At 63.4% G+C, this 22752-nt stretch carries 25 protein-coding genes and 1 pseudogene; 15 read left to right on the forward strand and 11 right to left on the reverse strand.

Features of this window, described 5'->3' with window-relative positions; translation table 11 throughout:
* The first annotated feature begins 6 nt into the window (after positions 1-6).
* Entirely contained in the window at positions 7-1002 is a 996-nt protein-coding gene (locus ABIB66_RS14660) for a L,D-transpeptidase family protein (RefSeq protein ID WP_354203624.1), read from the forward strand.
* Between the two features lie 42 nt (positions 1003-1044).
* On the opposite strand, the gene ABIB66_RS14665 is transcribed toward ABIB66_RS14660, so the two are convergent.
* The 4 genes and pseudogenes from ABIB66_RS14665 to ABIB66_RS14680 form a co-directional block, all read right to left on the reverse strand.
* Positions 1045-1461 carry a cupin domain-containing protein gene (locus ABIB66_RS14665; RefSeq protein ID WP_354254960.1) on the reverse strand — a complete coding sequence of 139 codons (417 nt, stop codon included), beginning with the start codon at positions 1459-1461 and terminating at the stop codon, positions 1045-1047.
* 10 nt (positions 1462-1471) lie between these two features.
* The gene (locus ABIB66_RS14670) at positions 1472-2215 is read right to left on the reverse strand and encodes an SDR family oxidoreductase (protein WP_354254961.1); all 744 of its coding nucleotides are present in this window, start codon (positions 2213-2215) and stop codon (positions 1472-1474) included.
* Positions 2216-2452: 237 nt separating this feature from the next.
* Positions 2453-3466, reverse strand: a complete 1014-nt coding sequence (locus ABIB66_RS14675) for a formylglycine-generating enzyme family protein (RefSeq protein ID WP_354203618.1) — start codon at positions 3464-3466, stop codon at positions 2453-2455.
* Positions 3467-3815: 349 nt separating this feature from the next.
* Positions 3816-3962: pseudogene (locus ABIB66_RS14680) on the reverse strand (IS5/IS1182 family transposase); the annotation flags it as partial.
* 99 nt (positions 3963-4061) lie between these two features.
* Here ABIB66_RS14680 and ABIB66_RS14685 point away from each other — a divergent pair.
* Positions 4062-4802, forward strand: a complete 741-nt coding sequence (locus tag ABIB66_RS14685) for an SDR family oxidoreductase (RefSeq protein ID WP_354203616.1) — start codon at positions 4062-4064, stop codon at positions 4800-4802.
* Between the two features lie 13 nt (positions 4803-4815).
* Here the strand turns inward: ABIB66_RS14685 and ABIB66_RS14690 are convergent, their stop codons facing one another.
* Positions 4816-5700: a LysR family transcriptional regulator gene (locus tag ABIB66_RS14690; protein WP_354203614.1), complete on the reverse strand. Its 885-nt coding sequence runs from the start codon at positions 5698-5700 to the stop codon at positions 4816-4818.
* A 73-nt stretch (positions 5701-5773) separates the two neighbouring features.
* Here ABIB66_RS14690 and ABIB66_RS14695 point away from each other — a divergent pair, with 73 nt between their 5' ends.
* Both ABIB66_RS14695 and ABIB66_RS14700 read left to right on the forward strand, forming a co-directional pair.
* Positions 5774-6547, forward strand: a complete 774-nt coding sequence (locus tag ABIB66_RS14695; protein ID WP_354054709.1) for an MBL fold metallo-hydrolase — start codon at positions 5774-5776, stop codon at positions 6545-6547.
* Between the two features lie 317 nt (positions 6548-6864).
* Positions 6865-7851, forward strand: coding sequence for a helix-turn-helix domain-containing protein (locus ABIB66_RS14700; RefSeq protein WP_354203612.1), 987 nt, complete (start codon positions 6865-6867; stop codon positions 7849-7851).
* A 159-nt stretch (positions 7852-8010) separates the two neighbouring features.
* Here ABIB66_RS14700 and ABIB66_RS14705 read toward each other — a convergent pair whose 3' ends face one another.
* The gene (locus ABIB66_RS14705) at positions 8011-9087 is read right to left on the reverse strand and encodes a methyl-accepting chemotaxis protein (RefSeq protein WP_275171987.1); all 1077 of its coding nucleotides are present in this window, start codon (positions 9085-9087) and stop codon (positions 8011-8013) included.
* A 279-nt stretch (positions 9088-9366) separates the two neighbouring features.
* On the opposite strand from ABIB66_RS14705, the gene recJ reads away from it, so the two are divergent.
* The 3 genes from recJ (at position 9367) to ABIB66_RS14720 (ending at position 12970) form a co-directional block, all read left to right on the forward strand.
* Positions 9367-11208 (forward strand): single-stranded-DNA-specific exonuclease RecJ, encoded by a 1842-nt coding sequence (gene recJ, locus ABIB66_RS14710; protein ID WP_354203609.1) that lies wholly within the window; start codon positions 9367-9369, stop codon positions 11206-11208.
* A gap of 45 nt (positions 11209-11253) precedes the next feature.
* The gene (locus tag ABIB66_RS14715) at positions 11254-12063 is read left to right on the forward strand and encodes an SDR family NAD(P)-dependent oxidoreductase (RefSeq protein WP_275171989.1); all 810 of its coding nucleotides are present in this window, start codon (positions 11254-11256) and stop codon (positions 12061-12063) included.
* A gap of 109 nt (positions 12064-12172) precedes the next feature.
* A complete protein-coding gene (locus ABIB66_RS14720) occupies positions 12173-12970 on the forward strand; it encodes an aldolase (protein ID WP_354203607.1) in 798 nt (265 codons plus the stop codon).
* 19 nt (positions 12971-12989) lie between these two features.
* Here ABIB66_RS14720 and ABIB66_RS14725 read toward each other — a convergent pair whose 3' ends face one another.
* A complete protein-coding gene (locus ABIB66_RS14725) occupies positions 12990-14219 on the reverse strand; it encodes a lytic murein transglycosylase (RefSeq protein WP_354203605.1) in 1230 nt (409 codons plus the stop codon).
* Between the two features lie 134 nt (positions 14220-14353).
* Here ABIB66_RS14725 and ABIB66_RS14730 point away from each other — a divergent pair, with 134 nt between their 5' ends.
* From ABIB66_RS14730 to ABIB66_RS14740, 3 genes are all read left to right on the forward strand, one after another.
* Entirely contained in the window at positions 14354-14614 is a 261-nt protein-coding gene (locus ABIB66_RS14730) for a hypothetical protein (protein WP_219680264.1), read from the forward strand.
* A 61-nt stretch (positions 14615-14675) separates the two neighbouring features.
* Positions 14676-14927 (forward strand): hypothetical protein, encoded by a 252-nt coding sequence (locus ABIB66_RS14735; protein ID WP_354054694.1) that lies wholly within the window; start codon positions 14676-14678, stop codon positions 14925-14927.
* An 85-nt stretch (positions 14928-15012) separates the two neighbouring features.
* Positions 15013-15192 carry a hypothetical protein gene (locus ABIB66_RS14740; protein WP_275171993.1) on the forward strand — a complete coding sequence of 60 codons (180 nt, stop codon included), beginning with the start codon at positions 15013-15015 and terminating at the stop codon, positions 15190-15192.
* 27 nt (positions 15193-15219) lie between these two features.
* Here the strand turns inward: ABIB66_RS14740 and ABIB66_RS14745 are convergent, their stop codons facing one another.
* Positions 15220-15744, reverse strand: a complete 525-nt coding sequence (locus ABIB66_RS14745; protein ID WP_275171994.1) for a MarR family winged helix-turn-helix transcriptional regulator — start codon at positions 15742-15744, stop codon at positions 15220-15222.
* Between the two features lie 54 nt (positions 15745-15798).
* Between ABIB66_RS14745 and ABIB66_RS14750 the strand changes: the two genes are divergently transcribed.
* Together ABIB66_RS14750 and ABIB66_RS14755 are read left to right on the forward strand one after the other, a co-directional pair.
* A complete protein-coding gene (locus tag ABIB66_RS14750; RefSeq protein ID WP_275171995.1) occupies positions 15799-16278 on the forward strand; it encodes a carboxymuconolactone decarboxylase family protein in 480 nt (159 codons plus the stop codon).
* A 21-nt stretch (positions 16279-16299) separates the two neighbouring features.
* A complete protein-coding gene (locus tag ABIB66_RS14755; RefSeq protein WP_275172017.1) occupies positions 16300-16803 on the forward strand; it encodes a cupin domain-containing protein in 504 nt (167 codons plus the stop codon).
* A gap of 30 nt (positions 16804-16833) precedes the next feature.
* Here the strand turns inward: ABIB66_RS14755 and ABIB66_RS14760 are convergent, their stop codons facing one another.
* The 3 genes from ABIB66_RS14760 to efp form a co-directional block, all read right to left on the reverse strand.
* Positions 16834-17820 (reverse strand): DUF808 domain-containing protein, encoded by a 987-nt coding sequence (locus ABIB66_RS14760; protein WP_354254962.1) that lies wholly within the window; start codon positions 17818-17820, stop codon positions 16834-16836.
* 84 nt (positions 17821-17904) lie between these two features.
* A complete protein-coding gene (locus ABIB66_RS14765) occupies positions 17905-19527 on the reverse strand; it encodes a M23 family metallopeptidase (RefSeq protein ID WP_354054685.1) in 1623 nt (540 codons plus the stop codon).
* Positions 19528-19550: 23 nt separating this feature from the next.
* Positions 19551-20117, reverse strand: coding sequence for an elongation factor P (gene efp / locus ABIB66_RS14770; protein ID WP_027569909.1), 567 nt, complete (start codon positions 20115-20117; stop codon positions 19551-19553).
* 162 nt (positions 20118-20279) lie between these two features.
* On the opposite strand from efp, the gene epmA reads away from it, so the two are divergent.
* Genes epmA through ABIB66_RS14785 form a run of 3 tightly spaced genes read left to right on the forward strand, consistent with a single transcriptional unit; the run spans position 20280 to position 22730 of the window.
* Positions 20280-21344 carry an EF-P lysine aminoacylase EpmA gene (gene epmA / locus ABIB66_RS14775; RefSeq protein WP_354203599.1) on the forward strand — a complete coding sequence of 355 codons (1065 nt, stop codon included), beginning with the start codon at positions 20280-20282 and terminating at the stop codon, positions 21342-21344.
* On the forward strand, positions 21341-22435 hold the full coding sequence (locus ABIB66_RS14780) for a lysine-2,3-aminomutase-like protein (protein WP_354203597.1): 1095 nt from the start codon (positions 21341-21343) through the stop codon (positions 22433-22435). Before epmA ends, ABIB66_RS14780 begins: the two co-directional genes overlap by 4 nt.
* 43 nt (positions 22436-22478) lie before the next feature.
* Positions 22479-22730 carry a hypothetical protein gene (locus ABIB66_RS14785; protein ID WP_275172000.1) on the forward strand — a complete coding sequence of 84 codons (252 nt, stop codon included), beginning with the start codon at positions 22479-22481 and terminating at the stop codon, positions 22728-22730.
* The last annotated feature ends 22 nt before the right edge of the window (positions 22731-22752 follow it).

Below are 22752 nucleotides of genomic sequence, written 5' to 3' on the forward strand. Positions count from 1 at the left end.
CCGGCGATGTCGCTCGGAAAAGCGGGGCAGATTTGCATCTTTCTGGTCTTCGCTCTGACGGCGCCGCCAGCGTTCGCCGCGGCGATGGACGCCGCCGCCATCAATTCCGCCCAGCCAACCAACAAGATTCTCTCGAACGAGAAGCCGACGCCGGCCGGCGTCCGGCTGCAGGTCCTCCTGGACAGGGCGCGTTTCTCGCCCGGCGAGATCGACGGCAAGTTCGGAGAGAACGCCAGGAAGGCGCTGCGCGCCTATGCGGAAGCGCAGCAATTGCCGAGTTCGGAGGCTCTCTCGGAAGACATCTGGAAGGCGTTGCTGGCGGACGACCGGCCGGCAACGGCGACCTACACGATTGCCCAGCAGGACGTGGCGGGCCCTTTCCTGAGCAGGCTTCCGTCGAGCATGGAGGAGATGAAAGGAATTCCGAAGCTTGGATTCACGAGTCCGCGCGAAGGATTGGCCGAGAAATTTCACATGAGCGAGGAGCTCTTGGCAGCGCTCAACCCCGGGCGCCGCTTCGATCGTGCCGGCGACACCATCGTCATCGTGGATACCGCGAGTGGAGGCGCTGCGCCTGCCAAAGCCGACAGGGTCGAGATCGACAAGAGCCGACAGACGTTGAAGCTGTTCGACAAGTCGAATGCGCTGATCGGCTTTTATCCTGCGACGGTAGGAAGCGAAGAGAAGCCATCGCCCTCGGGCACCCTGAAGGTCACGGAAATCAGCCGCAATCCGCACTATCGCTACAACCCCGATTACCACTTCAGGGACGTCCGTTCGCGCAAGCCCTTCACCATCCAGCCCGGTCCGAACAATCCGGTCGGCACGATGTGGATCAACCTGTCCGCCGAGGGCTACGGCATTCACGGCACGCCTTCGCCGAAGAAGATCTCCAAAGCGGAATCCCACGGCTGCGTGCGTCTCACCAACTGGGACGCTGAACGGGTGGCAGCCAGTGTCTCGAAAGGTACGCCGGTCGCGTTCGTGGCGAGCGCGGGTTGACGCCAGCGTCCCGTTCCAGCATCGCCGTCTGCTGACCTGGCGCTACTTCGCGAGAGGCGTCGTCAGTTCCTTGTCGGCTGTATCCACCACGAACACGGCAAGCAGCTTCGCGGGCTGGGTGTCGCTGGCATTGGCGCTGACGGCATGACGGTCGCCAGGTCGTTCGGAAAAATTCTCTCCCTCATGAAAGACCTTGGCGGGGCCGTCATTCACTTGGCTGCGGATCGCTCCTTCCAGGACGGTGGCGTAGATGAAAGCCGAGGGCGCGTGGATGTGGGCCGGAGAGGAGCCTCCTGGGCCGTACTCGACCAGCACGCCCTTCATGCTCTTGCCTGGGACGTTGGGCAGCGCCTGGTCGAACACGACCGTCACCTTGGCTGTGGGTGCCGCCGTCTCGGCGGCATGGACCGTCAGGAATGATGCGGCATAAACAGCGGTTGCGATCAGCAATCTGCGCATGGAAGTCTCCTCAAAGTCTCGCGAGCCATGTAGCGAGCGGCGTTTTGCCAAGCCGCGCCTCGCCGAGAGGCCTCAGCGATGTGTCGTCGATGGGAGCGCCGTAGTACGGCGCCTTTGGGTCTCCCACCACCGGTCGGGCGTCGCCGGATGCCTTGAGGCGCCGTTCGATGAATTCATTGAAGGGCGCCTTCTCAGGCCCTGCGATATCGATCGTGCCATTGAGCGGCTGGCCCATCGCAACCTCTGCGAGGCGATCAGCCACGTCCTCGGCTGCGATCGGCTGAAACAATGCCGTGGGAACGACGATCCGGTCGTCGGCCGCGCCCATATCGCCGATGGCGCTGAGGAATTCGAAGAACTGGGTGGCGCGGACGATCGAGTAAGGGACCGGAGATGCCTTGACGATGGTCTCCTGTGCCAGCTTGGCGCGAAAATAGGAGTTATCGGGCGAGCGCTCGGTTCCGACGATCGAGAGGACCACATGATGCTTCACGGCTGCAGCCGCCTCAGTCGCAGCGAGGTTCTTGCTCGAACGCTCGAAGAATTCGAGCACGGCGGCAGGCTCCGAGGACGGCGCGTTGGCAACGTCGACGACGACATCCGCACCCGCCAGCACAGCGGCGAGGCCTTCCCCGGTCACGGCGTTCACGCCTGATTTCGGCGAAGCCGCGACGGCGTCGTGGCCTTGCTGCTTGAGTCTCGCTACGAGCTTGGATCCGATCAATCCCGTCCCGCCGATCACGACGATCTTCATGGCATGTCTCCTCGGCACGTTGCGAGCGCGAGCGTTTCAGGAGCGACGGCGCGCGCGTCGCGAAAGCGATGAGGCGACTCTTACCGGGGAAATGGGGCGGGCTCTTGCCTGTAACCGGCCTGCCTTGTCGAAAAATGCTGAAGACGTCTATCCGATCGCCGATAGATAAAGTTGGGTATCGAAATAGTCCGAAGCGCGGCGCGCAGTGCTGTCGCCGGCGTCCGCCGGCGGCACTCGCTAGATTGCAGCACGTCCTTCTTGTTGGCGTTCGGTTACTGACGGCATCCGCGCCACACACCGGAATCCGACATGACTGGTCGAGGTATCGACCGGCTCGGCGTGCCGCGCGGCCGGACGATATCGGCGGCAATAGTTCGGCGCGCAGAGGTGCGAGCCGCCCTTGAGGACCTTGCGCGGAATCTGGATGCCGGGGAGGCGAGGGTCGTAACTCGTGTGCTCACCGCCGCCGCGGGGATTCTTGGGAATGCAGCAGGGTTTTGCAGCCTCGGCGGCGTGCTTTGACGACCACCAGTCGGAGGTCCACTCCCAGACATTGCCGATCATGTCGTAGAGACCGTAGCCGTTCGGCGGGAAGGCCATGACCGGCGAGGTACGTTCGTACCCATCCTCGCCGAGATTCTGGACGGGGAAGTTGCCCTGCCAGACATTGGCCATGTGCTTGCCGCCCGGCATCAGCGCATCGCCCCAGGCGTATTCCTCCGCCTCGAGGCCGCCACGCGCCGCGAACTCCCATTCCGCCTCCGTCGGCAAGTCCTTGCCGGCCCAGCGGGCATACGCTGCCGCATCGCTAAAGGAGACGTGAACGACGGGATGGTCGTCGAGGTCCTTGATGTTGCTGCCGGGGCCATAGGGATGGCGCCAGTTGGCGCCGCGCAGGAAAGTCCACCACTGGCTCCAGTCGGTCAGATCGGTGATGCGCGGCAGCGGTGAGAACACCAGCGATCCCGCGTAGAGCAACTCTGCCAGCGCGCTTGGATAGTCCTTCGGATTGGGAACGATCTGCGCCTCGGTGACATGGCCGGTTGCGTTGACGAACTGCTTGAACTGCCGGTTGGTCACGGGCGTGCGGTCAATCCAGAAGCCGTCGACAGCGACGCGATGGCTCGGCGTTTCCTCGGGATAATGATGGTCGGATCCCATGCGAAAGGTTCCGCCGGGAATGAAGACCATCTCGCCGGTCTTCAAATCATCCGGCAACCACTCGCAGTGATCCAGATCCGCTCGCAACATGGTGGAAGCTCCGATACTCGCATTCCACTCGATGCTACTGCGCCAACTCTGGCAGACTTCGACGATAGCTCTTTGCCCGGCCCACTGGACGCATTGAGTCCCCCTCTTTTTTTGGTGCTCGGGGGAGAGGAAGACGCTGCATTGCGTCAACATCTCTTTCCTTCGCACGCACGTTTTCGAGTACGCGGCAAATCATGCCGCGTGCGCTCTGCCATCCGCAGAGCGCTTCCCCTTGATATCGCTAAGGTTGCAAACGGTACTCGAAGATTGGACGGCTGTGATGTGCAGTTTGTGCCAGTCTGCAGGCATTTGGTGAGACCTAGGGCGCGGACTCATAACGCGCGGCCAGCTATAGCCGGATAGATGCAAGTTGGACGACGGCAAGGTAGTTTCCTGCAAGCCTGTCGTAGCGCGTCGCCACCCGACGGCAGTGCTTGATCCTGTTGAAGAACAGTCCGACGAGGTTGCGAGCGCGATAGAGGTACGGGCTAAAGCAGATCAAGCCGACTCATTTTTGCGCCGTCGCTGATCAAAAACGCTCATTCAACACGGCACTTTGGTGAGCTACGTTTCGCACAACGTAGAGGGATGGCGGATGAGCGACGCTAAAGACAAAGTTGTTCTTATTCTTGGTGGCGCTGGCGGCATCGGATCAGCAACGGCAAAGGATCTCGCATCAAAAGGGGCGAAGATCGCGGTCGCCGACATCAGCGAGGCGAAGGCCGAGGATGTTGCAAGGGCGATACGTAACACGGGTGGCGAAAGCCGCGCCTATCCCGTCGACGTGACACAGAAAGAGCAGGTAAAGGCAACAGTCGCGAAGGTCGCTCAGGATTTTGGTTCGCTGGATACGCTGATCAACTGCGCCGGGATCATGTTTGTCCGCCCGCTGATGGAGATCAACACCGTGGAATGGGAGACCACTGTCGACTTAAATATTAAGGGGGCGTTGTGGGCAATCGCGGCTGTTCTGCCGGTTTTCATGCGCCAGCAGCGCGGGCATATCATCAGTCTCAGTTCCATCCACGGCCTCAAAGTGTTTTCGCCAGGCGGCGCGGTGCATTCGGCTTCTAAATTTGCGCTCCGGGCGCTATCCGAGGGTCTTCGAGCCGAACTTGCAACGACGCCAATACGGTCGACTTTAATCACGCCAGGTGCCGTCGACACCGGCATCCAACATAAGACCACAGGCTCCGAAAGTGCGCGCATGCTTGAGATCTACAAAAATGCGATTCCGCCCGAAGCGGTAGCTCGTGCAATCGCGTTTGCAATGGAGCAACCCGCCAATGTCGATATAAATGAGATCGTGGTTCGCCCGACGGCTCAAGCAATTTGACCGTGGATCGATCTTACTGAAACAATTTGGACTCGTCGTCGAAAGTAAAAGAAATATGGTCCGCGACGGTTTTGATAGGCAGGCTTTCTCGACTTTGACGCCTCATGATCAGCCACAGCTCGCGGATCAGCGGTTCACGCTCAAGATTGCATGTGAAGAGGCCGTCTTCCGATTTGCCAACGAAATGCGGTAGAAGTGCAATGCCTGCGCCCGCACGAGCGGCGACCGCCTGGGCGGACTGACTGTCGGTTCGAAAAGATAATCGACAACGTGGAAAGTGCTTAGACAGCCAGCGTGCTTCCGGCAAATGCGCGTTCACTTCATCGAACCCGACAAAGACCGGCTCGGCTCCGGCTTGAACCCGGCGCCGCCATTCGGCATTAGCGTAAAAGCCGAACCCGATTGGCAGCAGCCGCTTGGCAACAACGTCACCATCCTGCGGGCGTCCGAAACGGAGGGCAATATCCGCTTCATGTCGTTCTAAACTCACCGACCGAAAGTCGGTCGCCAAGTCGACATCGAGCCCTGGATGTTGCCTGCACAGTTTGGCGAGCCGTGAAACGAGAAAGTGTTGCGAGAGACTTGGCGGCGCGTTTACTCGAACAAGCCCAATAGGCTTGTCCTCGCCTCCGCCACGGCCGAGGTTTGCCGCCGCTGTTTCCATTTCAGTGGCTGGACCGAGAAGACGGGTGCCCGCAGGTGTCAGCAAATAACCGTCGAGACGCCGCTCGACCAGCTGCTCACCAAGAGATTGCTCTAACGACTTCACGCGGCGGGCGACCGTCGCGTGATTTACGGAGAGGGCACGCGCGGCAGCCGACAAACTACCGTGGCGAGCGAGCGCGAGAAAGACCCGAACATTCTCCCAATCAAGCGCTGTGCGATTTTTAACAGCCATTGGGAGAAGATAGTGGATTTTTATCCGATGGCCAGTGGATTATCTAAGGTTGGACAACATTGAAGAGAGCTCTATGTCCGGTTCAATCACCCTCACCTTGATCGGTGGTCCAACAGTGCTCATTGAGCACAATGGCTTTCGCCTACTGACTGATCCTACCTTTGATCCACCTGGGCAATATCAGGGGCCGCACAGCCCCGTGAAACACGTCAAGACCGAAGGGCCGAGTATCTCGGTGGAGAATGTCGGAAGGGTGGATGCAGTCCTGTTGAGCCACGACCACCATTTTGACAATCTCGATAATTTGGGCCGGGCTTTGTTACCGAAGGTCGGCGCGGTCTATACGACCATGTCGGGAGCTCAACGTTTAGGTGGAAATGCCGTCGGCATTGACCCATTTGAGGCTCGTTTTCTCGAAGGAAAGGATGGTCAGCGGTTAATCGTGACCGCCACGCCGGCTCGCCATGGCCCTGTTGGCGTCGAGGCTGGTGACGTGGTCGGCTTTGCGCTTGGAGCAGAGCAGGCCGGCGACCTGATCTATATCACGGGCGATACGCTTTGGTTCGATGGCACGTCTGAGGTGGCGCGGAAGTTTTCGCCCAGGATTGTCATCCTACACACTGGCGCGGCCGAGCCCCGCGGGCGGTTTCACATGACGATGGGTAGCGAGGACGCGCTGGAGGCTGCGCACGCCTTCCCGGATGCAGCTCTAGTCGCTGTGCATAATGAGGGATGGGGGCATCTGAGAGAGAGCCAAGATCAACTTGCCGAAGTCTTTGCCTCGTTTAACTTGTCAAAACGTCTGACAAGGTTTGAGAAGGGCGAAGCGTTGACGATCTCTTGGTAGCGGATGGTTGGCGCGACGGCACGTGTCGGCGATCAGCCCTTCTTGGAAGTCCGACAACGTCCGCTTTCGCGCCGCTGTTGGAGGACAAGCGGACATTGCGCGCCTACTCTTAGCAGCAGATTTTATGGGTACGCACCCTGGCGCCCCATGTCGCAAATCCCTCAATGCAGAGGCAATTCAGTGGCATATCTCGCGACAAATTCGGCGATGATTTGCCTCAAAACGCGAAGTCGGCTTGTCGCGCCCACCTCGCGTTGTGGTGGTATTTCGCTGCTGCCTGCCGCAGAATTGTCGCGCTTCAGTAACACGGTACAGCCATGGGGCAATTCCTTCTGGTTGATTCGCGCAAGCTGGACGGTTTCGAAGGTCTTCAGCAGGCCGTCCACGGCTCGCATGTCGATGTGATGCAACTCGGCCGCGGTCGGTTGCGCGGAACTTTATCCCATGTCGGCATCGGCGACTTCTCGCTCAGCATTGGTGCTTTCAACGTCGGCATGCGCACGCAGCGGGTTTCCAGCGACGACAGACTGATCATCGGGATGCTGCTCGCAGCCGAAGAACGCGTCGCCCACTGGTCGTTCGACATGCAGCTTAATGATGTGCTCGTCATTCCGCCGCGGCTCGAACATGACGGTGTTTTTCACGGCGGCTCCGCCTACGCCGCCATGCGCTTCGACCTCAACGAAGTCGCAACGCTGTTCGGTGGTGAGGCACGGCTGAGCGACCCCGACACCTGGCGCAGCCGCGGTCATTTCCGCGCGCACATCGAGACCGGCGCGATCGCCTCGCGCCGCCTGGTCCGGGTCATGTCGCACCTGCGCGACAACAAATATGGGCTGACGCCATCAACTGCCGATTTCTGGAAACGATCGATCGCCGAATGCATGGCTGCCAACGTCGCGTCGTCGCTGCCACCTGATGGCAATGGCTGGCTGCCTTCCGCGCGACGGCTGATCCGCAAGGTCGAGGAGTTTCTCGACGACGCCGGCACGCGTCCGGTGCATGTGTCGGAAATTTGCGCGGTGCTCGGCGTATCGCGGCGCACCCTCCACCGCGCCTTTCAGGAGGTATTCGGTCTCGGCCCGGTCAGCTTCCTCAGGCACAAGCGTCTCTGCGCTGTTCATTCGATCCTGCACCAGAGCGCACCCGGCTCGACCACCGTGACAGCCGTCGCCATGCAACAGGGCTTTTACGAGCTCGGCCGGTTTTCGCAATATTACCTGGCAATGTTCGGAGAGCGTCCGTCGCAAACGCTTGGAATTGCGACGGTGCAGGCTTTCGAAGACGATATCACCAGAGCCTAGCGCTCTGAGCCTGGACCGCGAAAGACGCCATGATGGCATGCGTGCCGGTTTTTGCCGGCGTCAAATCGCGAAAAAAACCGTCATGAAAACAACCAGATGGCTACTGTGCATGGGGTTGTTTTCACGGTTTTGAGTTGGATGGGCAGACCGCCTCCAGCTTCACGCCCCGCAGACGATCACGCCATACCAGCCCAGGCCGCGATATGTCTCGTAGCCCGGCGTGGCGTGGAACGCCACCAGCGTGCCCGAGCGGTCCTGATAGAAGCCGGAGCGCTGGCCGTCCAGCGAGAGTGAGATGCGCTCGCTGAGGATGCCCTGGCCGTCCGAGGCGGCGATGATGCGAAGATTGGAGTCGACCAGCAGCACGCGTGCCTTGTCGCTGTCGCCGACGCGCACACCCTGCACGATGGCGCGGGCCTGTGCCTCCCAGTCGAAATGGATGGCGAGCACCCCGATCGGCGCGCCGTTGGCCTGGCCCCCGGCGCGGACGCTGGCGCAATAGGTCGCGACCTGGGCGTTGCCGAGCAGCGGCTGGTTCTCGACGTCGCCGGCGACATAGTCGTCGCCGGAGCGCAGGGTGTTGGCCTCGCGAAACCATTTGGTGTGGGCGACGTTCTGGCCGACGGTGCGAAAGCGGTCGGCGCGGCCGTTGGCGATGACGTTGCCGTCGAGGTCGCAGAGCCAAAGGTCGAGGTAGACGGTGTAGGCCCCCAGGATCACACCGAGACGCTGCGAGGCATGGGACACGGCCGCGCCGTCGGGCGAGGCCGCGCAATCGACCAACGCTGAATCGGTTGCCCACCAGCGCACGTCGCAGGTCCGCTCATAGAGATTGCGGTCGATCAGCTCGATGGCGTTGAGCGACAAATCGACCATGCGCTCGCCGCGCGAGCGCTGGCTCATCCGGTCAATCGAGGAGACGAGATCGCCGGTCCGTTTCGTCAGTTGGCTTTCGAGCTCGCGGGCGATGGTCTCGACCTGCTGGCCGACGCCGCGGACCTCCTGCGCCACCACGGCGAAGCCCGCGCCCTGCGCGCCGGCGCGCGAGCTTTCGATCAGCGCGTTCAGCGCCAGCATCTTCATCTGGTTGGTGATCTGCTGGATCGCCTTGGTCTTGTCGACCGCGATCTGGTTGACCTCCGCCGTGAGGCGGTTGATCAGCGCGGAGATGTCGGAATCATCATCAGCGGGTTCATTTGCGATCGGCTTGGCTTTGAGACCCGGCGCAGCAGACATCGGGGGCTTCCCTTGGCAATGAGGTCTGATCTGCAACGAACCCGGAACAATCACTGACAGATCGAATACAATTCTTTTTCGAAGATTCCGCCTAACGCCTGCTTAATTTGCTGTTTTGCGGAATGCTCAAATGATAGTCAGTCCGCGTAGCAAAGCGGCAATCCACCGCTTTGTGCGGCGCAGACATTGCAAATCCCGCAGGATTCCGGGCCAATCGTCCCGTCGGCCGGACGATGCAACAACCTCCGGCTCCCAGGTTCCTCAAACCGACCGCAGCTCATGACGCCGCCCGCCACCGCCTTGCCCGTCGAAGCGCCCCAGGCGTTCCTGGGGGTGGCGCGCTCGCTCACCGACAAGCTCTGGCGCGACCGGCTGGATGCGCGCGGGGCGGCGAAGGCGCTTGCCATCGTGCAGCGCCACCAACTGCCCGAACTGCTGGCGCGGGTCCTGGCAGGCCGCGGTGTCGACAGCGACGCCGTCGCAGATTTCCTCGATCCCACCATCCGCAAGCTTCTGCCGGACCCGTTCACGGTGACGGAGATGGAAGCCGCCGCAAAGCGGATCGCGGATGCCGCGGCGAACGGCGAGAAGGTCGCGATCTTCGGCGATTACGATGTCGACGGCGCGACCTCGGCGGCGCTGCTGACCTGGCATCTGCGCCATTGCGGGCTTGATCCGCTGATTCACATTCCCGACCGCATCTTCGAGGGCTACGGGCCCAACACGGAAGCCGTGCGTGCGCTGGCCGAAAAGGGCGCCACGCTGCTCGTCACCGTCGATTGCGGCACCACCAGCATCGAGCCGCTCGCCGAGGCAAAACGTCTCGGCATGTCCGTCGTCGTGATCGACCATCATCAGGCCGGCACGGAGCTGCCAGAGGTCGACGCGCTGGTCAATCCGAACCGGCTCGACGATCTCTCCGGCCTCGGCCATCTCGCCGCTGTCGGCCTCGTGCTGGTGACGCTGGTCGCGGTCAATCGTGAATTACGCCAGCGCGGCTTCTGGAAAGCGGAGATGCCCGAGCCTGATCTGCTCGGCATGCTGCATCACGTCGCGCTCGGCACGGTTGCCGATGTCGCGCCGCTGATTGGTCTCAACCGCGCCTTCGTCGCCAAGGGCCTGATCGCGATGCGGCGGCGCGACCATGTCGGCCACACCGCGCTGATGGACGTGGCGCGGCTCAACGGCCCGCCGGAGGCCTGGCATCTCGGCTTCATGCTGGGGCCGCGCATCAATGCCGGCGGCCGCATCGGCCGCGCCGATCTCGGCGTGCGGCTACTTCTGGAGGGTGACAGCGTCGAGGCCGCGCGGATCGCCGCCGAGCTCGACCGCCTCAACAGTGAGCGTCGTATCATCGAGCAGGCGGCCGAAGCGCAGGCCGAAGCCGAGGCGCTCGCCTCGATCGGGCTCGAGGACAAGATCGGCGTGATCGTGACGGCCTCCGAAGGCTGGCATCCCGGCGTGGTCGGTCTCGTTGCGTCCCGGCTGAAGGAGAAGTTCTCGCGGCCCGCCTTTGCGATCGCGCTGGAGCCCGGCGGCATCGGCACCGGCTCCGGCCGCTCGATTGCCGGCGTCGATCTCGGCAAGGCGGTGCGGCAGGCGGTCGCCGACGGCATTCTTCTCAAGGGCGGCGGTCACGCGATGGCTGCGGGCGTCACGCTGCGGAAGGAAAAGCTCGCCGAATTTCGCGCCTACCTCGAGCATGCGTTGGCACGCGACGTCGCCGAGGCGCGCCACGTCAACGAGCTCTACATCGACGGCGCGGTCTCCGCGCGCGCGGTGACGACCGAGCTTGCAACGACGCTCAACCGCGCAGGTCCCTTCGGCAGCGGCAATCCGGAAGTCGTGTTGGCGCTGCCGGCGCACCAGCTCGTCTATGCCGACGAGGTGGGACAGGCACATTTGAGGCTACGCTTCAAATCGGGCGACGGCGCCATCGTCAACGGCATCGCGTTCCGTTCGATCGGACAGAAGCTCGGCAACGCGCTCGTTGCCAATCGCGGCCAGCAACTGCATGTCGCGGGATCATTGTCGGTCGATCGCTACCAGGGCGCCGAGCGTGTGCAATTCCGCGTCATCGACGTCGCGCTACCCGACCAGGGACCATCCATGATTAGATAGGCCCGGCAAACAACAAAAAAGCTTACAGCAAAAAAGGGAGTGAACATGGCAGGGCAGGTTGAGGGCAAGGTCGCGCTGGTGACCGGCGGCGCATCCGGAATTGGCGAGGCCATCGTCGAGATGTTCGCGCGCGAGGGCGCCACCGTCATCGCCACCGACATCGACGAGCTGCGCGGCCCCGAGCTCGCCAAACGCATCACCAAGGCCGGCGGCAAGGCAATTTTCCTGGAGCAGGATGTCACCAGCGAAGAGCGCTGGATCGAGATCACAGCCGAGATCGCGAAGCGCTTTGGCCGGCTCGATATTCTCGTCTCCAATGCCGGCATCGGCATCGCCGTGCCCTCGATCGTCGACATGACGCTCAGCGACTGGCGCAAGCAGAACGCGATCAACCTCGACGGCGTGTTCCTCTCGGTGAAGTATTGCCTGCCCTTGATGCGCAAGACCGGCGGCGGCTCGATTGTCATGATGTCCTCGCTCGCGGGCCTGCGCGGCGCGCCCGGGCTGTCGGCCTATTCGGCGACCAAGGGCGGCGTGCGGCTGTTCGCAAAATCGATCGCGATGGAGTGCGCGGCGGCCTGTGACGGCATCCGCGTCAACTCGGTCCATCCCGGCATCATCGCCACGCCGATCTGGGGCAAGATCCCGACTGGCGCGACCGGCAACCAGGCCAACGCGCCGATCGATCCGGAGGAGCGTGCGCGCGTCGTCACGCCGCTCGGCCGCGCCGGCCAGGCTGCGGAAATCGCCTCCGGCGTGCTGTATCTGGCCTCCGATGCCTCGCGCTACGTCACCGGCACCGAGCTCGTCATCGACGGCGGCATGAATGCCGGCGGTGTGCCGCGGCGGCAATAAGCCGCCGCGCGGGCTGCGAAGGGCAGGGTGGCGCCCGCGGGGGCTGACGCGCAGGCGTCGGACCTGTACAACGCGGGCGTCTTCCGATCGACAGAGGTGTCCTTCCGCCATGGCGCACAGCCTTCACTCTTCGTCATCCATGCCAGCAACGTTCCGCTCGAACCGTCCGGACCTCGTCACCGACGCGATCCGCAGCGCGCGCGAGGATCTTGCCGCTTGCTTTCGCATGGCTGCGCGCAACGGCTTTGAGGAGGGCATCTGCAACCACTTCTCGGCCGTGGTGCCGGGCCATGACGATCTCTTCCTGGTCAACCCTTACGGCTACGCGTTCCGCGAGCTGACCGCGTCAAAACTGCTGATCTGCGACTTCCACGGCAACGTGCTCGACGGCGAGGGCGTGCCCGAGGCGACCGCGTTCTACATCCATGCCGAGATGCACAAGCGGCTGCCGCGCGCCAAGGTCGCCTTCCACACCCACATGCCCTACGCCACGGCCTTGTCGATGACCGAGGGCGATCCGCTGATCTGGGCCGGCCAGACCGCGCTGAAATTCTACGGTCGCACGGCCGTGGACCGCGACTACAACGGCCTTGCGCTCGACAACCGCGAAGGCGGGCGCATCGCAGCGGCCGTGGGGGACGCCGACATCGTCTTCATGAAGCATCACGGCGTGATGGTGCTGGCACCGACCATCGCGGAAGCCTGGGACGATCTCTATTATCTCGAACGTGCTGCCGAGGTGCAGGTGCTGGCGATGTCGACGGGGCGTCAGGTACTGCCGGTCGATCCCGCCATTGCGGCCGAGACGTACAGGCAGATGCGCGAGGGCGATTCCGAATCCGCCCGGCTGCATCTCGCCGCAATCCGTCGCCAGCTCGATGCGGAGGAGCCGCAGTACAGGCACTGAGCCTGCCTACGACCCCCGCCTACGACCCCTGGCGCAGCTTCGCCAGCACCTTCAGCCCGCCATAGCCGTCCGCGGGCGTGATGCCCGCGCGCTGCTGAAAATCCTTGATTGCCTTCATGGTGTCATTGCCGACACGGCCATCGGTGCCGCCGGTGTCAAAGCCCGCCTTGGTCAACCGCGTCTGCATCTCCTGCACCTCGGCGAGCGTCAGCGCGCGCTCGGAGCCGGGGAATGGCTGGATGAAAGGCGGCGCGCCGAGGCAGCGGTCACCGAGATGGCAGATCGCCAGCGCATAGTTCATCGAGGGATTGTAGCTCTTCACCGCGTTGAAATTCGGTCCCAGCAGAAACGTCGGCCCGCCCGCAACCGGGGTCCACATTTGCGCGGATGCGGAGGCTTGCGGGAATGGCTGGCCGTCGGCGCGGGTGACGCCGGCTGCCTGCCAAGCCGCATAGGTCCGGGTGCCGCTCATCTCGCCGGGCGCGCGCACCTCGTAGCCCCAATGCTCGCCGCGGTGCCATTTGCCCCGGTTGACGAGATATTTTGCGGTCGAGCCCAGCGCGTCGTCGGGCTTGCCGAACGGCGACACCTTGCCGTCGCCATCGTAGTCGATGCCGACATTGAGCCAGACCTCCGGCATCCATTGTGAATGCCCCATCGCGCCGGCCCATGAGCCCTGCATCTGCTCCGGCGTGCTCCAGCCCTTGTCGACGATGCGCAGTGCGTTGATCAGCTCGGTTTCCCAATAGGCTTTGCGGCGCGGCTCGTTCCAGGCGAGGGCGGCGAGCGAGGGAAACACCGGCGTCATGTGGTTCTGCTGCACCAGCGGATCGCCATAGGCGGACTCGACGCCCCACAGCGCCAGCAGCGTGCCGCGCTCGACGCCGAAATCGCGCTCGACGCGCGCGAGCAGCGCCTCGTTGTTCTTCAGCGCAATCTTGCCGTTGATGATGCGCCAGTCGGAGACGCGGCGGTTGATGTATTGCCAGACCTGCTCATGGAATTCGGGCTGGTTGCGCATCTGCTTGAACACGCTCATGTCGGGCTCGACCCGCGCCATCGCGCGCTGCCAGGTCGCAGCGGAGATGCCCTTGGCCATTGCACGTGCGCGAAAGCCCTCGCGCCATTCCTCGAAGCCTGGAGGCGCGGCCAGGATGCGCGTTGGGATTGCGACGAGTGCGGCCGCGCCGAGCGTGGATCGAAGCAGAGCGCGGCGGCTGCGGGAGGCAATGGAATCAGCGTGTTTCATGGGCCCATTCTAGCGGGAAACATGGCGGCTGTGACCCGGTTCCTGGAACCAGAGGAAGAGACGCAGGCACGCGTTCCCCGGAACAAACTGTCGCACTCCCGCATTCCCCCAGCACCAAATTAGAGGAGGAGAAGATGAGGAAATATCTGTTTGCCGCCGCCATGGTCACGGCCATCGCCGCGCCTGCGTTTGCCGACGAAGTCGGCGTTCACGTCGGTCCGGTCGGTGCCGGCGTGACGGTCGGACAGTCTCACGAATATCGTGAGCGGGACCGTGATCGCGACCGCACCACCGTCATCAAGGAGCGCGAACCCGCCGACCGCACCACGGTGATCAAGAAGGAAGACGAATTCGGCAATCGCAGCAAGACCGTGATTCATCACGACAACGACTGATGGGTTGGGGCCCGGCCGATCGTCGGGGCCCGCCGTCCGTTCATCGAGGATTCGGGGTGGAATGAAGATACGCGCGCATGCGGAAAGCCATGTCGTCGAGCTCGACGACGGATCGCTATGGCAGATCTTTCCCGGCGATCTCGCGACCACGCTGAGCTGGAAGCCCGAAACCGATCTGCATCTGGAGCGAAGCGGCGATCGGGTGAGTTCGCATGAGCTGGTGAATGATGCCGATCAAAGCCGCGTGCGGGTGATTGCAGCGGGCGAGACCTGGCCTGATGGCGAGGTTAAGAAAGTGTTGAAGGGCGGGTAGGGCGCGCCTGCAATGGGTCGGGTATCCCCAATTTTGAGCCTGTCGCTTTACGGTCGATTCGCTTCCGTCTGCGCACAATGCGTGAATGCAGGAGCTGTTCGACATCATCCGCGCCAATCCCTGGCCGTTCGGCGCCGGGTTGTTCGTCGTCATCCTGATGATCCTTGCGGAGAACTTTGGGCGCGGTATTCGAGGCAACGGCGCCGCAAGTGACTTCCCGGATTCGGACGGTGGCGGCTGCGGCGATGGAGGAGGCGGCGACTAGGACCCGTCAGCGGCGAACGCGCTTCGCCTAATCCTCCTGCAAATCGGCCGCGATGCCTGCGAGCCAGCGGCGAATGCTTGCCTCGGCCCTGGCATCGAGCCCGACCGCAAGGCGCTTCTCCAACGCAATCACCCGTTCCCGGCACGCTTTCAAAAGCGTCGCGCCGCGCGGCGTCGGCGTCCATTGCTGGATGCGGCCGTGGACGGGATGGGGCGTCATCACAATCGCACCGTCACGTTCGAGATTGCGGATGATGACGCCGACGGTCTGGGGCGTCAGAAACGTGAGGCGGGCGACGTCGGCCCCTGACAGTCCCGGATAGGCATTGAGCATGGTCAGCACCGCGAATTGCGGTGAGGTGACACCGAGATCGGCCAGCGACCGCTCCATCGTCAGACGGACTGCGGCGTGGGCCTGGCGCAGCAGATAGCCGAGATAGCCTTGTTCGCCGCGCTTGCCTTCCCCTGGCGCTGGCACCCGAACCGCCGGGGCGGCAGTGGCTGCCTGCCGCCGCGGTTGCGATCTCGTGATATCAGGCGGCTTGCGCGTCATATAAGTGCTCTTATAATGTATCAGCACTCTTACAATACCACGAGGTGAACGGCAATGTCACACGCCCGCAGCGAATACGAGGATTTCAAGAAGATCGCGCCCGACGCGTATGAGCTGGTGCTGGCGCTCGGCCGGGTCGCGGCCAAGGCCGGCCTCGACAAGCAGCTTCTCGAACTGGTCAAGCTGCGCGCATCGCAGATCAACGGCTGCGCCTTCTGCCTGCAGCATCACATCCTGCTTTCGGAGCGGATCGGCGTCCCAGTGGACAAGCTCAATTTGGTCGTGGTCTGGCGCGAGGCGCCGATCTTTTCCGCGCGGGAACGTGCCGCGCTGGCCTGGACCGAGGCGCTGACCTGCCTGCCCGACGGCGTCGGCGAAGACGTGTACGCCGAGGCGAGCCGTGAATTCTCGGAGACCGAGCTGACATACCTGACCTCGGCGGTCGCCTCCATCAACGTCTGGAACCGTTTTGGTGCGGCGTTTCGCTGGACGCCGGCGAAGCGGCCGGTCGCAGCGAATGCAGCGGCATCCTGATTGCAACGAAGGGAGATCATGATGACAGCGATGAGTCTGCCCACCACACCACGCCCGTTGCCATCGCGCTCGATGGCGATCGCCGTCGTCGGAGGGCTCGCCTGCGCGCTTGCGATTGGCAAGGCGCTGCCGGTGACGATGGACACCATATCCGGCGCACTCTCGCCGCTCTGCGCCACAGCCGCCGAAAGCTCGCCGCTCGACAAGATCGAACCGATCGGCTCCTACGCGCTGCCGAACGTACCGGGCAAGCGCGTCACCATCGTGCGCGTGTTCTACGGTCCCGGCGGGTTCTCGCGGCCGCATCGTCACGCAGGATCCGTCACCGCCTACATCACCAAGGGCGAGATCCGCTCCCAGCTCGGCGGCGGCCCGGTCGAGACGTTCGGCGTCGGCCAGTCCTTCTTCGAGCCGCCCGGCTCGACCCATCTGGTTTCGGCCAATGCCAGCACCACGGAGCCGGCGGAATTGATCGCGGTGTTCGTGGCCGACGAGGGCGCGCAACTCACGACGTTGCTGGAGTAGCCGGCACTCGCAATCCGAAGCGGCTCTTGTTCAGGTGGGCTGCGATCGCTTCACACGTTTCCATAGCGGTGAAAGACCGTGTGTGACGGCCGGTATCGCAACTGCGCCGACAAGGAGCCCAATGACGCCTGAGATGGCTGCTTCGACCGACCATTCGACGATGCCGGCAATGGACGGAAGGAGGTGCGCGGCAGCCTCGGTCGCGGCATGGACCGTTTGGCCGATCGCCGGTGGGCCGTATTGTTCGATGCCGTGCAGGATGATGCCGCCGCCGACCCAGATCATGGCCGCAGTGCCGATGGTGCTCAGCACCGCCAGGAAGGCAGGCATGCCGCGGACGAGCGCACGTCCAAGCAAGCGGATTGCGCTGCCAATGACCGAAGCGCCGTCATACCGCGCAAGGGCCAGGCCGACATCGTCCGCCTTCACGATCAGGGCGACCACGCCGTAGACACCAACTGTGATGAAAATGGCGACGAGCGCCAGCACGAGCGCCTGCGTCCAGATGCTGCCCGCCGGCACGGCTGCCAGCGTGATCGCCATGATCTCCGCCGACAGGATGAAATCCGTCTTGATCGCGCTCGCAACCTTCTCGTCCTCGACCGACCGCGCATTCAATGCAATCGGCTGGGACTGAGCTTCGTGGTGGTGCGCATCATGCGGCATTGCGGCCTCGAGCACCTTCTCGGCACCCTCGTAGCAGAGAAAGGCGCCGCCCAGCATGAGCAGCGGCGTGACGGCGGCGGGAAGGAAATAACCAAGCAACAGGGCGATCGGCAGCAGGATCAGCAATTTGTTGCGCAGCGACCCGACCGCAATCTTGCCCACGATCGGCAGTTCGCGTTTCGAGGCAAAGCCGATCACGTAGTTCGGCGTGACGGCTGCATCATCGATGACCACGCCAGCCGCCTTTGCTCCCGCCTTGGCCGTCTGGCCCGCTACATCGTCGAGCGAGGCTGCCGCAACCTTCGCAATCGCCGCGATATCGTCGAGAAGACCAATCAGTCCGACACTCATCAACCCAGTTCCTTCGGCCTTCCAGCGGGCGGTGTGTGCGACAAACACGCTGTTGCACTGCCTGGCAATGGAAGGAGCAAGCCGTCAGTTCTCGTCGCCGCCCGATCCCTCGCGCAGGTCCGGCTTGAGCACGTCCTCCGGTAGCGCATGCGCCACGGGCTGCGGCGTGCCGGCGATCTCCGGGCCGACCTCGCGGCCGCGGGCGCGGATCAGGCGCTCGTACGCCGAGACGAGCGTGACGTAAGGACTGACCCAGATCCAGCCGTCGCGAGTGAACACCTGCACGTCGAAATGCAGGTGCATCGAGGTGCCGGCGGGATGGTCGAGATAGTTCGAGACCACGCCGATCTTCTCGCCCTCCGATACGATGCGGCCATTGAGCAGGCCATCTGCGTTCAGCGCCTGCGGGTTCATATGCATGTAGCGGAAACGGATGTGCTCGGTCCGGCTGTTGATTTGCAGCGTCACGGCCTGGTCCTTGGAGGCGCGTATGACCCTCGCATCCCGCACGGCGACGACGGCGCGCTGCTTGGGATCACAGGCTTGGCGGCCTTCACCGGGCGGCGGGCACTCGGCCGCGCGGATGTCCTCGCCCTGATGGCCATAACCGCCGCCGCATTGCCAGACCTCGAAACTGCGGGACTCGCAAAAATTGTCCCGCCAGGGATAGGCGGTCGTGCTCTCCATCTTGTCGCGCTTGGCATAGGATTGCGAGTGTACGAACGCGGGCGCCTTATCGAGAGGAAAGCGGATCTGTGCGTAGGCCATCAAGTCGGGATGGCCGCCCTGCTTGCGATAGCCGGTGTTCGGGATGATGTCGCCGCTCGGCCGGTAGGTGAAGTCCGGGGAACGTACCCCGGGACGATCGAGAATGTTGGAAGCGATGTCCGTCAGCGGCCGCATGCGCTGGCCGCCGGCCACGCGCAGCGCCTTCAGGAAGCGTTCGGCGACCGGATAGGCCTCCTTGCAGGCAAGTCGCCGCGGCTTGGCGACGCTATCGAGGCATTGGATCGACACTACATAGGCGACGCCGAAACGGGTGAAAGCGTAGCGCACATAGCCTTCCCTGATGAACTTGCGCAGGTCCGGGTAGAGCGCCGCGAGCGGTTTGACCGGGTCGCCCTTGCCGCCCGAGGGATCGGCAATGTCATAGACGAGCGCAGAACCCGTGATCTGCACCTCGACCGGCCTTGCGAACACCCGGCTCGGCATGCCGTCTCCGGCGCCAGGCTCGAACGAAAAGGTCGCGCTGTAGCCGGCGGGGCCGGCATCGAACATGTCGACGGAACTGAAGTCGGCCTGGTAGCGCGACAGCGCGAGGGTCGTCGGCGCGCCATTGCGCCGTGCTTCGAAATAAGCGGCTGTGTCGAACGGCAGCAGCACGGGCACGGAGCTGCGGGCGATGCCGGTGAAAAATTGCGAAGAGATCGCGTTGAGCTGCACCAGCGCCGGCATTGCACGTGGATCGTAGCGCGGCACCGAACGACGGGGGGCGAAGATGAAATCGTCCGCGGCCCGTGGATGGGTGTTGATTTCGGTGCGGAGCTGGTCGAGCGCCGCGCGCCAATCGACGCGCAGCGCCGTGAGCGAGGGGCTGCGGAACTCATCCGCAGCGAGCGGAGAGGCAATGAGGAGCGAAAGCGACGCCAGAAGTTGCGAGACGAAGCGGAAACTTTTCCCAACCACTGTCTCGCCCCCCGGCGGCACCTGTTGCGCTCGCTTTGGCCCCGTCAGTCCTTGGCGCGTTCGGAGTAGGAGCCGTCTTCGGTCATCACGACGATTCGGGTGCCGACGGCGATGTGCGGCGGCACCGTGGTGCGCACGCCGTTCGACAAAATCGCGGGCTTGTAGGACGAGGAAGCGGTCTGGCCCTTTGTCACGGGCTCGGTCTCGACCACTTCCAGCGTCACGCGCTGCGGCAACGCGATCGATACCACGTTGACGTCATGGGTCGACAATTTGACGGTCATGCTCTCCTGAAGATAGGCCGCGGCGTCGCCGATGACGTCCTTGGACACCTGGACCTGGTCATAGGTTTCCGGGTTCATGAAGTGGAAACCGTCACCGTCTTCATAGAGATAGGTGAAGTTGCGCTCTTCGATCGTGGCCTTCTCGACCTGGTCGGTGGTCTTGTAGCGCTCGGAGATCTTTACCCCGTCCGAGATTCGGCGCATTTCGATCTGGCTGACCGGGGTGCCCTTGCCGGGATGGATGTTCTCGGCGGTCACGACGACATATAGCTTGCCGTCTTGCTCGATCACGTTGCCCTTGCGAATAGAACTGGCGATGACTCTCAAAGCTGTATTTCCTGCTTGCTTGGCCCGGCTCGGGCCAGGACGTGGTCAAATTGATGGGGGACCTGGGGCCCCAAATCAGACCGCGGCACCTGTTTCGGGCCGCAACATACTGGTTTTGCCGTTGGATGCCAGCATTTTGCTGGCCTGCGGGGCGGCCGGCTAATGGCTGGGGACAAGCCGATGTCGCCGTACTGGTCGCCTTCGCGGCATCTCGACCGCCGGCCATTCCTGCAGGCCAAGGGGGCCATCACCGGGGCTCTACGGGGATTTTTCGCGGAGGAGGGCTTCGTCGAGGTCGAAACCTCCGTTCTCCAAGTCTCCCCCGGCAATGAGACCCACCTGCACGCCCCCCGGACGGAGATCATGCGACCCGACGGCAGCCGTGTGAGCCGATATCTGCGGACTTCGCCGGAATTCGCCTGCAAGAAGCTGCTGGCGGCCGGAGAGACCCGGATTTTCGAGTTCGCCCGGGTGTTCCGGGACCGCGAGCGCGGCGACCTGCATTTGCCCGAATTCACCATGCTGGAATGGTACCGGGCAGACGCCCCCTACGACGCCATCATGGCCGACTGCGTCGTCCTCATCGCCCGCGCGGCCCAGGCGACCGGTATCGGCACCTTCGCCTTCCGCGGCAGGACCGCCGATCCCTTCGCCGAGCCGGAGCTTGTGACGGTTGCCGGCGCCTTCGAGCAGTTTGCGGGAATCGACCTGCTTGCGACCATTTCCGGCGGCGAGGGCGACCGCGCCGCGCTCGCCCGGGCAGCTGCCCGCAAGGTCCGGGTGGCCGAGGACGACACCTGGTCCGACATCTTCAGCAAGATTCTGGTCGAGCATGTCGAGCCGCATCTGGGGCAGGGCCGTTTGACCATTCTGTTCGAATACCCATCTCCAGAGGCGGCACTGGCGCGCGTGAAGGCGGGCGATCCCCGCGTTGCCGAGCGGTTCGAGGTCTATGCCTGCGGTGTCGAGCTCGCCAACGGTTTTGGCGAACTGACCGACGCCGACGAGCAGCGCAAGCGCTTCACGCAATCCATGGCGGAGAAGCAGCGCCGCTACGGCGAAGCCTATCCGCTGGACGAGGACTTTCTGGCCGCGGTCGCGGCGATGCCGGAGGCAAGCGGCGTCGCGCTCGGCTTCGACCGGCTGGTGATGCTGGCAAGCGGCGCGTCGCGAATTGATCAGGTCGTCTGGACGCCGCCTGCAAATGAAACGTTAAGCGAGACATGACGAAGAGCAATCTTGCACGCACATTGCGCGAGCCGGCCGAACTTGTGGTCGAGCAGCTGGCGCCGGCCACGGCTCTGCCGGCGCTCGGTCGCGTTGCCGCACGCTATGCGGTTGCGATCACCCCCGCACTGGTTGACCTGATCGACAGGTCCGATCCCGACGATCCCATCGCGCGGCAATTCGTTCCGACTGCCGCGGAGCTGGAGATGCAGCCGGGCGAGAACGCAGATCCGATCGGCGATCATTCGCACTCGCCGGTTCCCGGGATCGTGCATCGCTATCCTGACCGCGTGCTGTTCAAGCTCGTTCACGTCTGCGCGGTCTATTGCCGCTTCTGCTTCCGCCGCGAGATGGTCGGACCCGGCAAGGAGAACGCGCTCTCGGACGGCGCCTATCGCGCGGCGATCGACTACATCCGATCGCACAGCGAGATCTGGGAGGTGATCCTGACCGGGGGCGATCCCCTGATGTTGTCGCCGCGGCGGATGAGCGAGATCATGGCGGATCTTGCCGGCATCGATCACGTCAAGATCATCCGCCTTCACACCCGCGTGCCGGTGGCCGAGCCCGCGCGCATCAGCGAGGAGATGGTGGCTGCGCTCAAGGTCGAAGGCGCCACCACCTGGGTGGCGCTGCATGCCAACCATGCGCGCGAACTGACGGGGCCGGCGCGTGCCGCCTGCGCGCGGCTGGTCGATGCCGGGATTCCCATGGTGAGCCAGTCCGTGCTTTTGCGCGGCGTCAATGACAATTTGACCGCTCTGTCGGATTTGATGCGAGCTTTCGTCGAATGCCGGATCAAGCCCTATTATCTGCATCACGGCGATCTCGCGCCCGGCACGTCGCATCTGCGAACGACGCTCGCCGAGGGCCAGAATTTGATGCGGCAGCTGCGCGGACGGGTGTCCGGACTGTGTCAGCCCGACTATGTCATCGACATTCCCGGCGGCGCCGGCAAGTCGCCGGTGGGGCCGAATTACGTGTTGCCGATGCAAAATACCGCACCTGATGCGCGTGATGCAGATCAAGAAACGCGCTATCGTATCGTGGATTATTGCGGCGACGTTCACCTCTATCCGCCCGAGACCTGATTGGTCGTGATGGAGATGCTGGCTCGAGGAATGGAGAAGCAAAATGAAAAGCATCATCCTGGCACTGTCCCTTCTGACGGTGTTCGGCAGCGCCGGCTTCGCGCAGACGGGAAGCAAGGGATCGACGACCTCGGGACAATCGGCGGGTACTTTGCCGCCTGCGCCCGTCGGTCATCGGCAGCCGCGCGCCGGCGACGTGCCAAATGAGAAGAACCTGAGCGACCCGAACGATCCCCTCAGCAAGGAAAATCAGGCGCTCGACAAGAAGATCAAGAGCATCTGCCGCGGCTGCTAGGCGCCACAACGGCGGGCAGGGT

The sequence above is a fragment of the Bradyrhizobium sp. F1.13.3 genome (assembly GCF_040548265.1).
Lineage (GTDB): Bacteria > Pseudomonadota > Alphaproteobacteria > Rhizobiales > Xanthobacteraceae > Bradyrhizobium.

What these genes read in the sequence shown, in the direction of transcription:
- ABIB66_RS14660 (WP_354203624.1), top strand. Translation starts at nt 7, where the DNA reads ATGTCGCTCGGAAAAGCGGGGCAGATTTGCATCTTTCTGGTCTTCGCT.
- ABIB66_RS14665 (WP_354254960.1), bottom strand. Translation starts at nt 1,461, where the DNA reads ATGCGCAGATTGCTGATCGCAACCGCTGTTTATGCCGCATCATTCCTG.
- ABIB66_RS14670 (WP_354254961.1), bottom strand. Translation starts at nt 2,215, where the DNA reads ATGAAGATCGTCGTGATCGGCGGGACGGGATTGATCGGATCCAAGCTC.
- ABIB66_RS14675 (WP_354203618.1), bottom strand. Translation starts at nt 3,466, where the DNA reads ATGTTGCGAGCGGATCTGGATCACTGCGAGTGGTTGCCGGATGATTTG.
- ABIB66_RS14685 (WP_354203616.1), top strand. Translation starts at nt 4,062, where the DNA reads ATGAGCGACGCTAAAGACAAAGTTGTTCTTATTCTTGGTGGCGCTGGC.
- ABIB66_RS14690 (WP_354203614.1), bottom strand. Translation starts at nt 5,700, where the DNA reads ATGGCTGTTAAAAATCGCACAGCGCTTGATTGGGAGAATGTTCGGGTC.
- ABIB66_RS14695 (WP_354054709.1), top strand. Translation starts at nt 5,774, where the DNA reads ATGTCCGGTTCAATCACCCTCACCTTGATCGGTGGTCCAACAGTGCTC.
- ABIB66_RS14700 (WP_354203612.1), top strand. Translation starts at nt 6,865, where the DNA reads ATGGGGCAATTCCTTCTGGTTGATTCGCGCAAGCTGGACGGTTTCGAA.
- ABIB66_RS14705 (WP_275171987.1), bottom strand. Translation starts at nt 9,087, where the DNA reads ATGTCTGCTGCGCCGGGTCTCAAAGCCAAGCCGATCGCAAATGAACCC.
- recJ (WP_354203609.1), top strand. Translation starts at nt 9,367, where the DNA reads ATGACGCCGCCCGCCACCGCCTTGCCCGTCGAAGCGCCCCAGGCGTTC.
- ABIB66_RS14715 (WP_275171989.1), top strand. Translation starts at nt 11,254, where the DNA reads ATGGCAGGGCAGGTTGAGGGCAAGGTCGCGCTGGTGACCGGCGGCGCA.
- ABIB66_RS14720 (WP_354203607.1), top strand. Translation starts at nt 12,173, where the DNA reads ATGGCGCACAGCCTTCACTCTTCGTCATCCATGCCAGCAACGTTCCGC.
- ABIB66_RS14725 (WP_354203605.1), bottom strand. Translation starts at nt 14,219, where the DNA reads ATGAAACACGCTGATTCCATTGCCTCCCGCAGCCGCCGCGCTCTGCTT.
- ABIB66_RS14730 (WP_219680264.1), top strand. Translation starts at nt 14,354, where the DNA reads ATGAGGAAATATCTGTTTGCCGCCGCCATGGTCACGGCCATCGCCGCG.
- ABIB66_RS14735 (WP_354054694.1), top strand. Translation starts at nt 14,676, where the DNA reads ATGAAGATACGCGCGCATGCGGAAAGCCATGTCGTCGAGCTCGACGAC.
- ABIB66_RS14740 (WP_275171993.1), top strand. Translation starts at nt 15,013, where the DNA reads ATGCAGGAGCTGTTCGACATCATCCGCGCCAATCCCTGGCCGTTCGGC.
- ABIB66_RS14745 (WP_275171994.1), bottom strand. Translation starts at nt 15,744, where the DNA reads ATGACGCGCAAGCCGCCTGATATCACGAGATCGCAACCGCGGCGGCAG.
- ABIB66_RS14750 (WP_275171995.1), top strand. Translation starts at nt 15,799, where the DNA reads ATGTCACACGCCCGCAGCGAATACGAGGATTTCAAGAAGATCGCGCCC.
- ABIB66_RS14755 (WP_275172017.1), top strand. Translation starts at nt 16,300, where the DNA reads ATGACAGCGATGAGTCTGCCCACCACACCACGCCCGTTGCCATCGCGC.
- ABIB66_RS14760 (WP_354254962.1), bottom strand. Translation starts at nt 17,820, where the DNA reads ATGAGTGTCGGACTGATTGGTCTTCTCGACGATATCGCGGCGATTGCG.
- epmA (WP_354203599.1), top strand. Translation starts at nt 20,280, where the DNA reads ATGGCTGGGGACAAGCCGATGTCGCCGTACTGGTCGCCTTCGCGGCAT.
- ABIB66_RS14780 (WP_354203597.1), top strand. Translation starts at nt 21,341, where the DNA reads ATGACGAAGAGCAATCTTGCACGCACATTGCGCGAGCCGGCCGAACTT.
- ABIB66_RS14785 (WP_275172000.1), top strand. Translation starts at nt 22,479, where the DNA reads ATGAAAAGCATCATCCTGGCACTGTCCCTTCTGACGGTGTTCGGCAGC.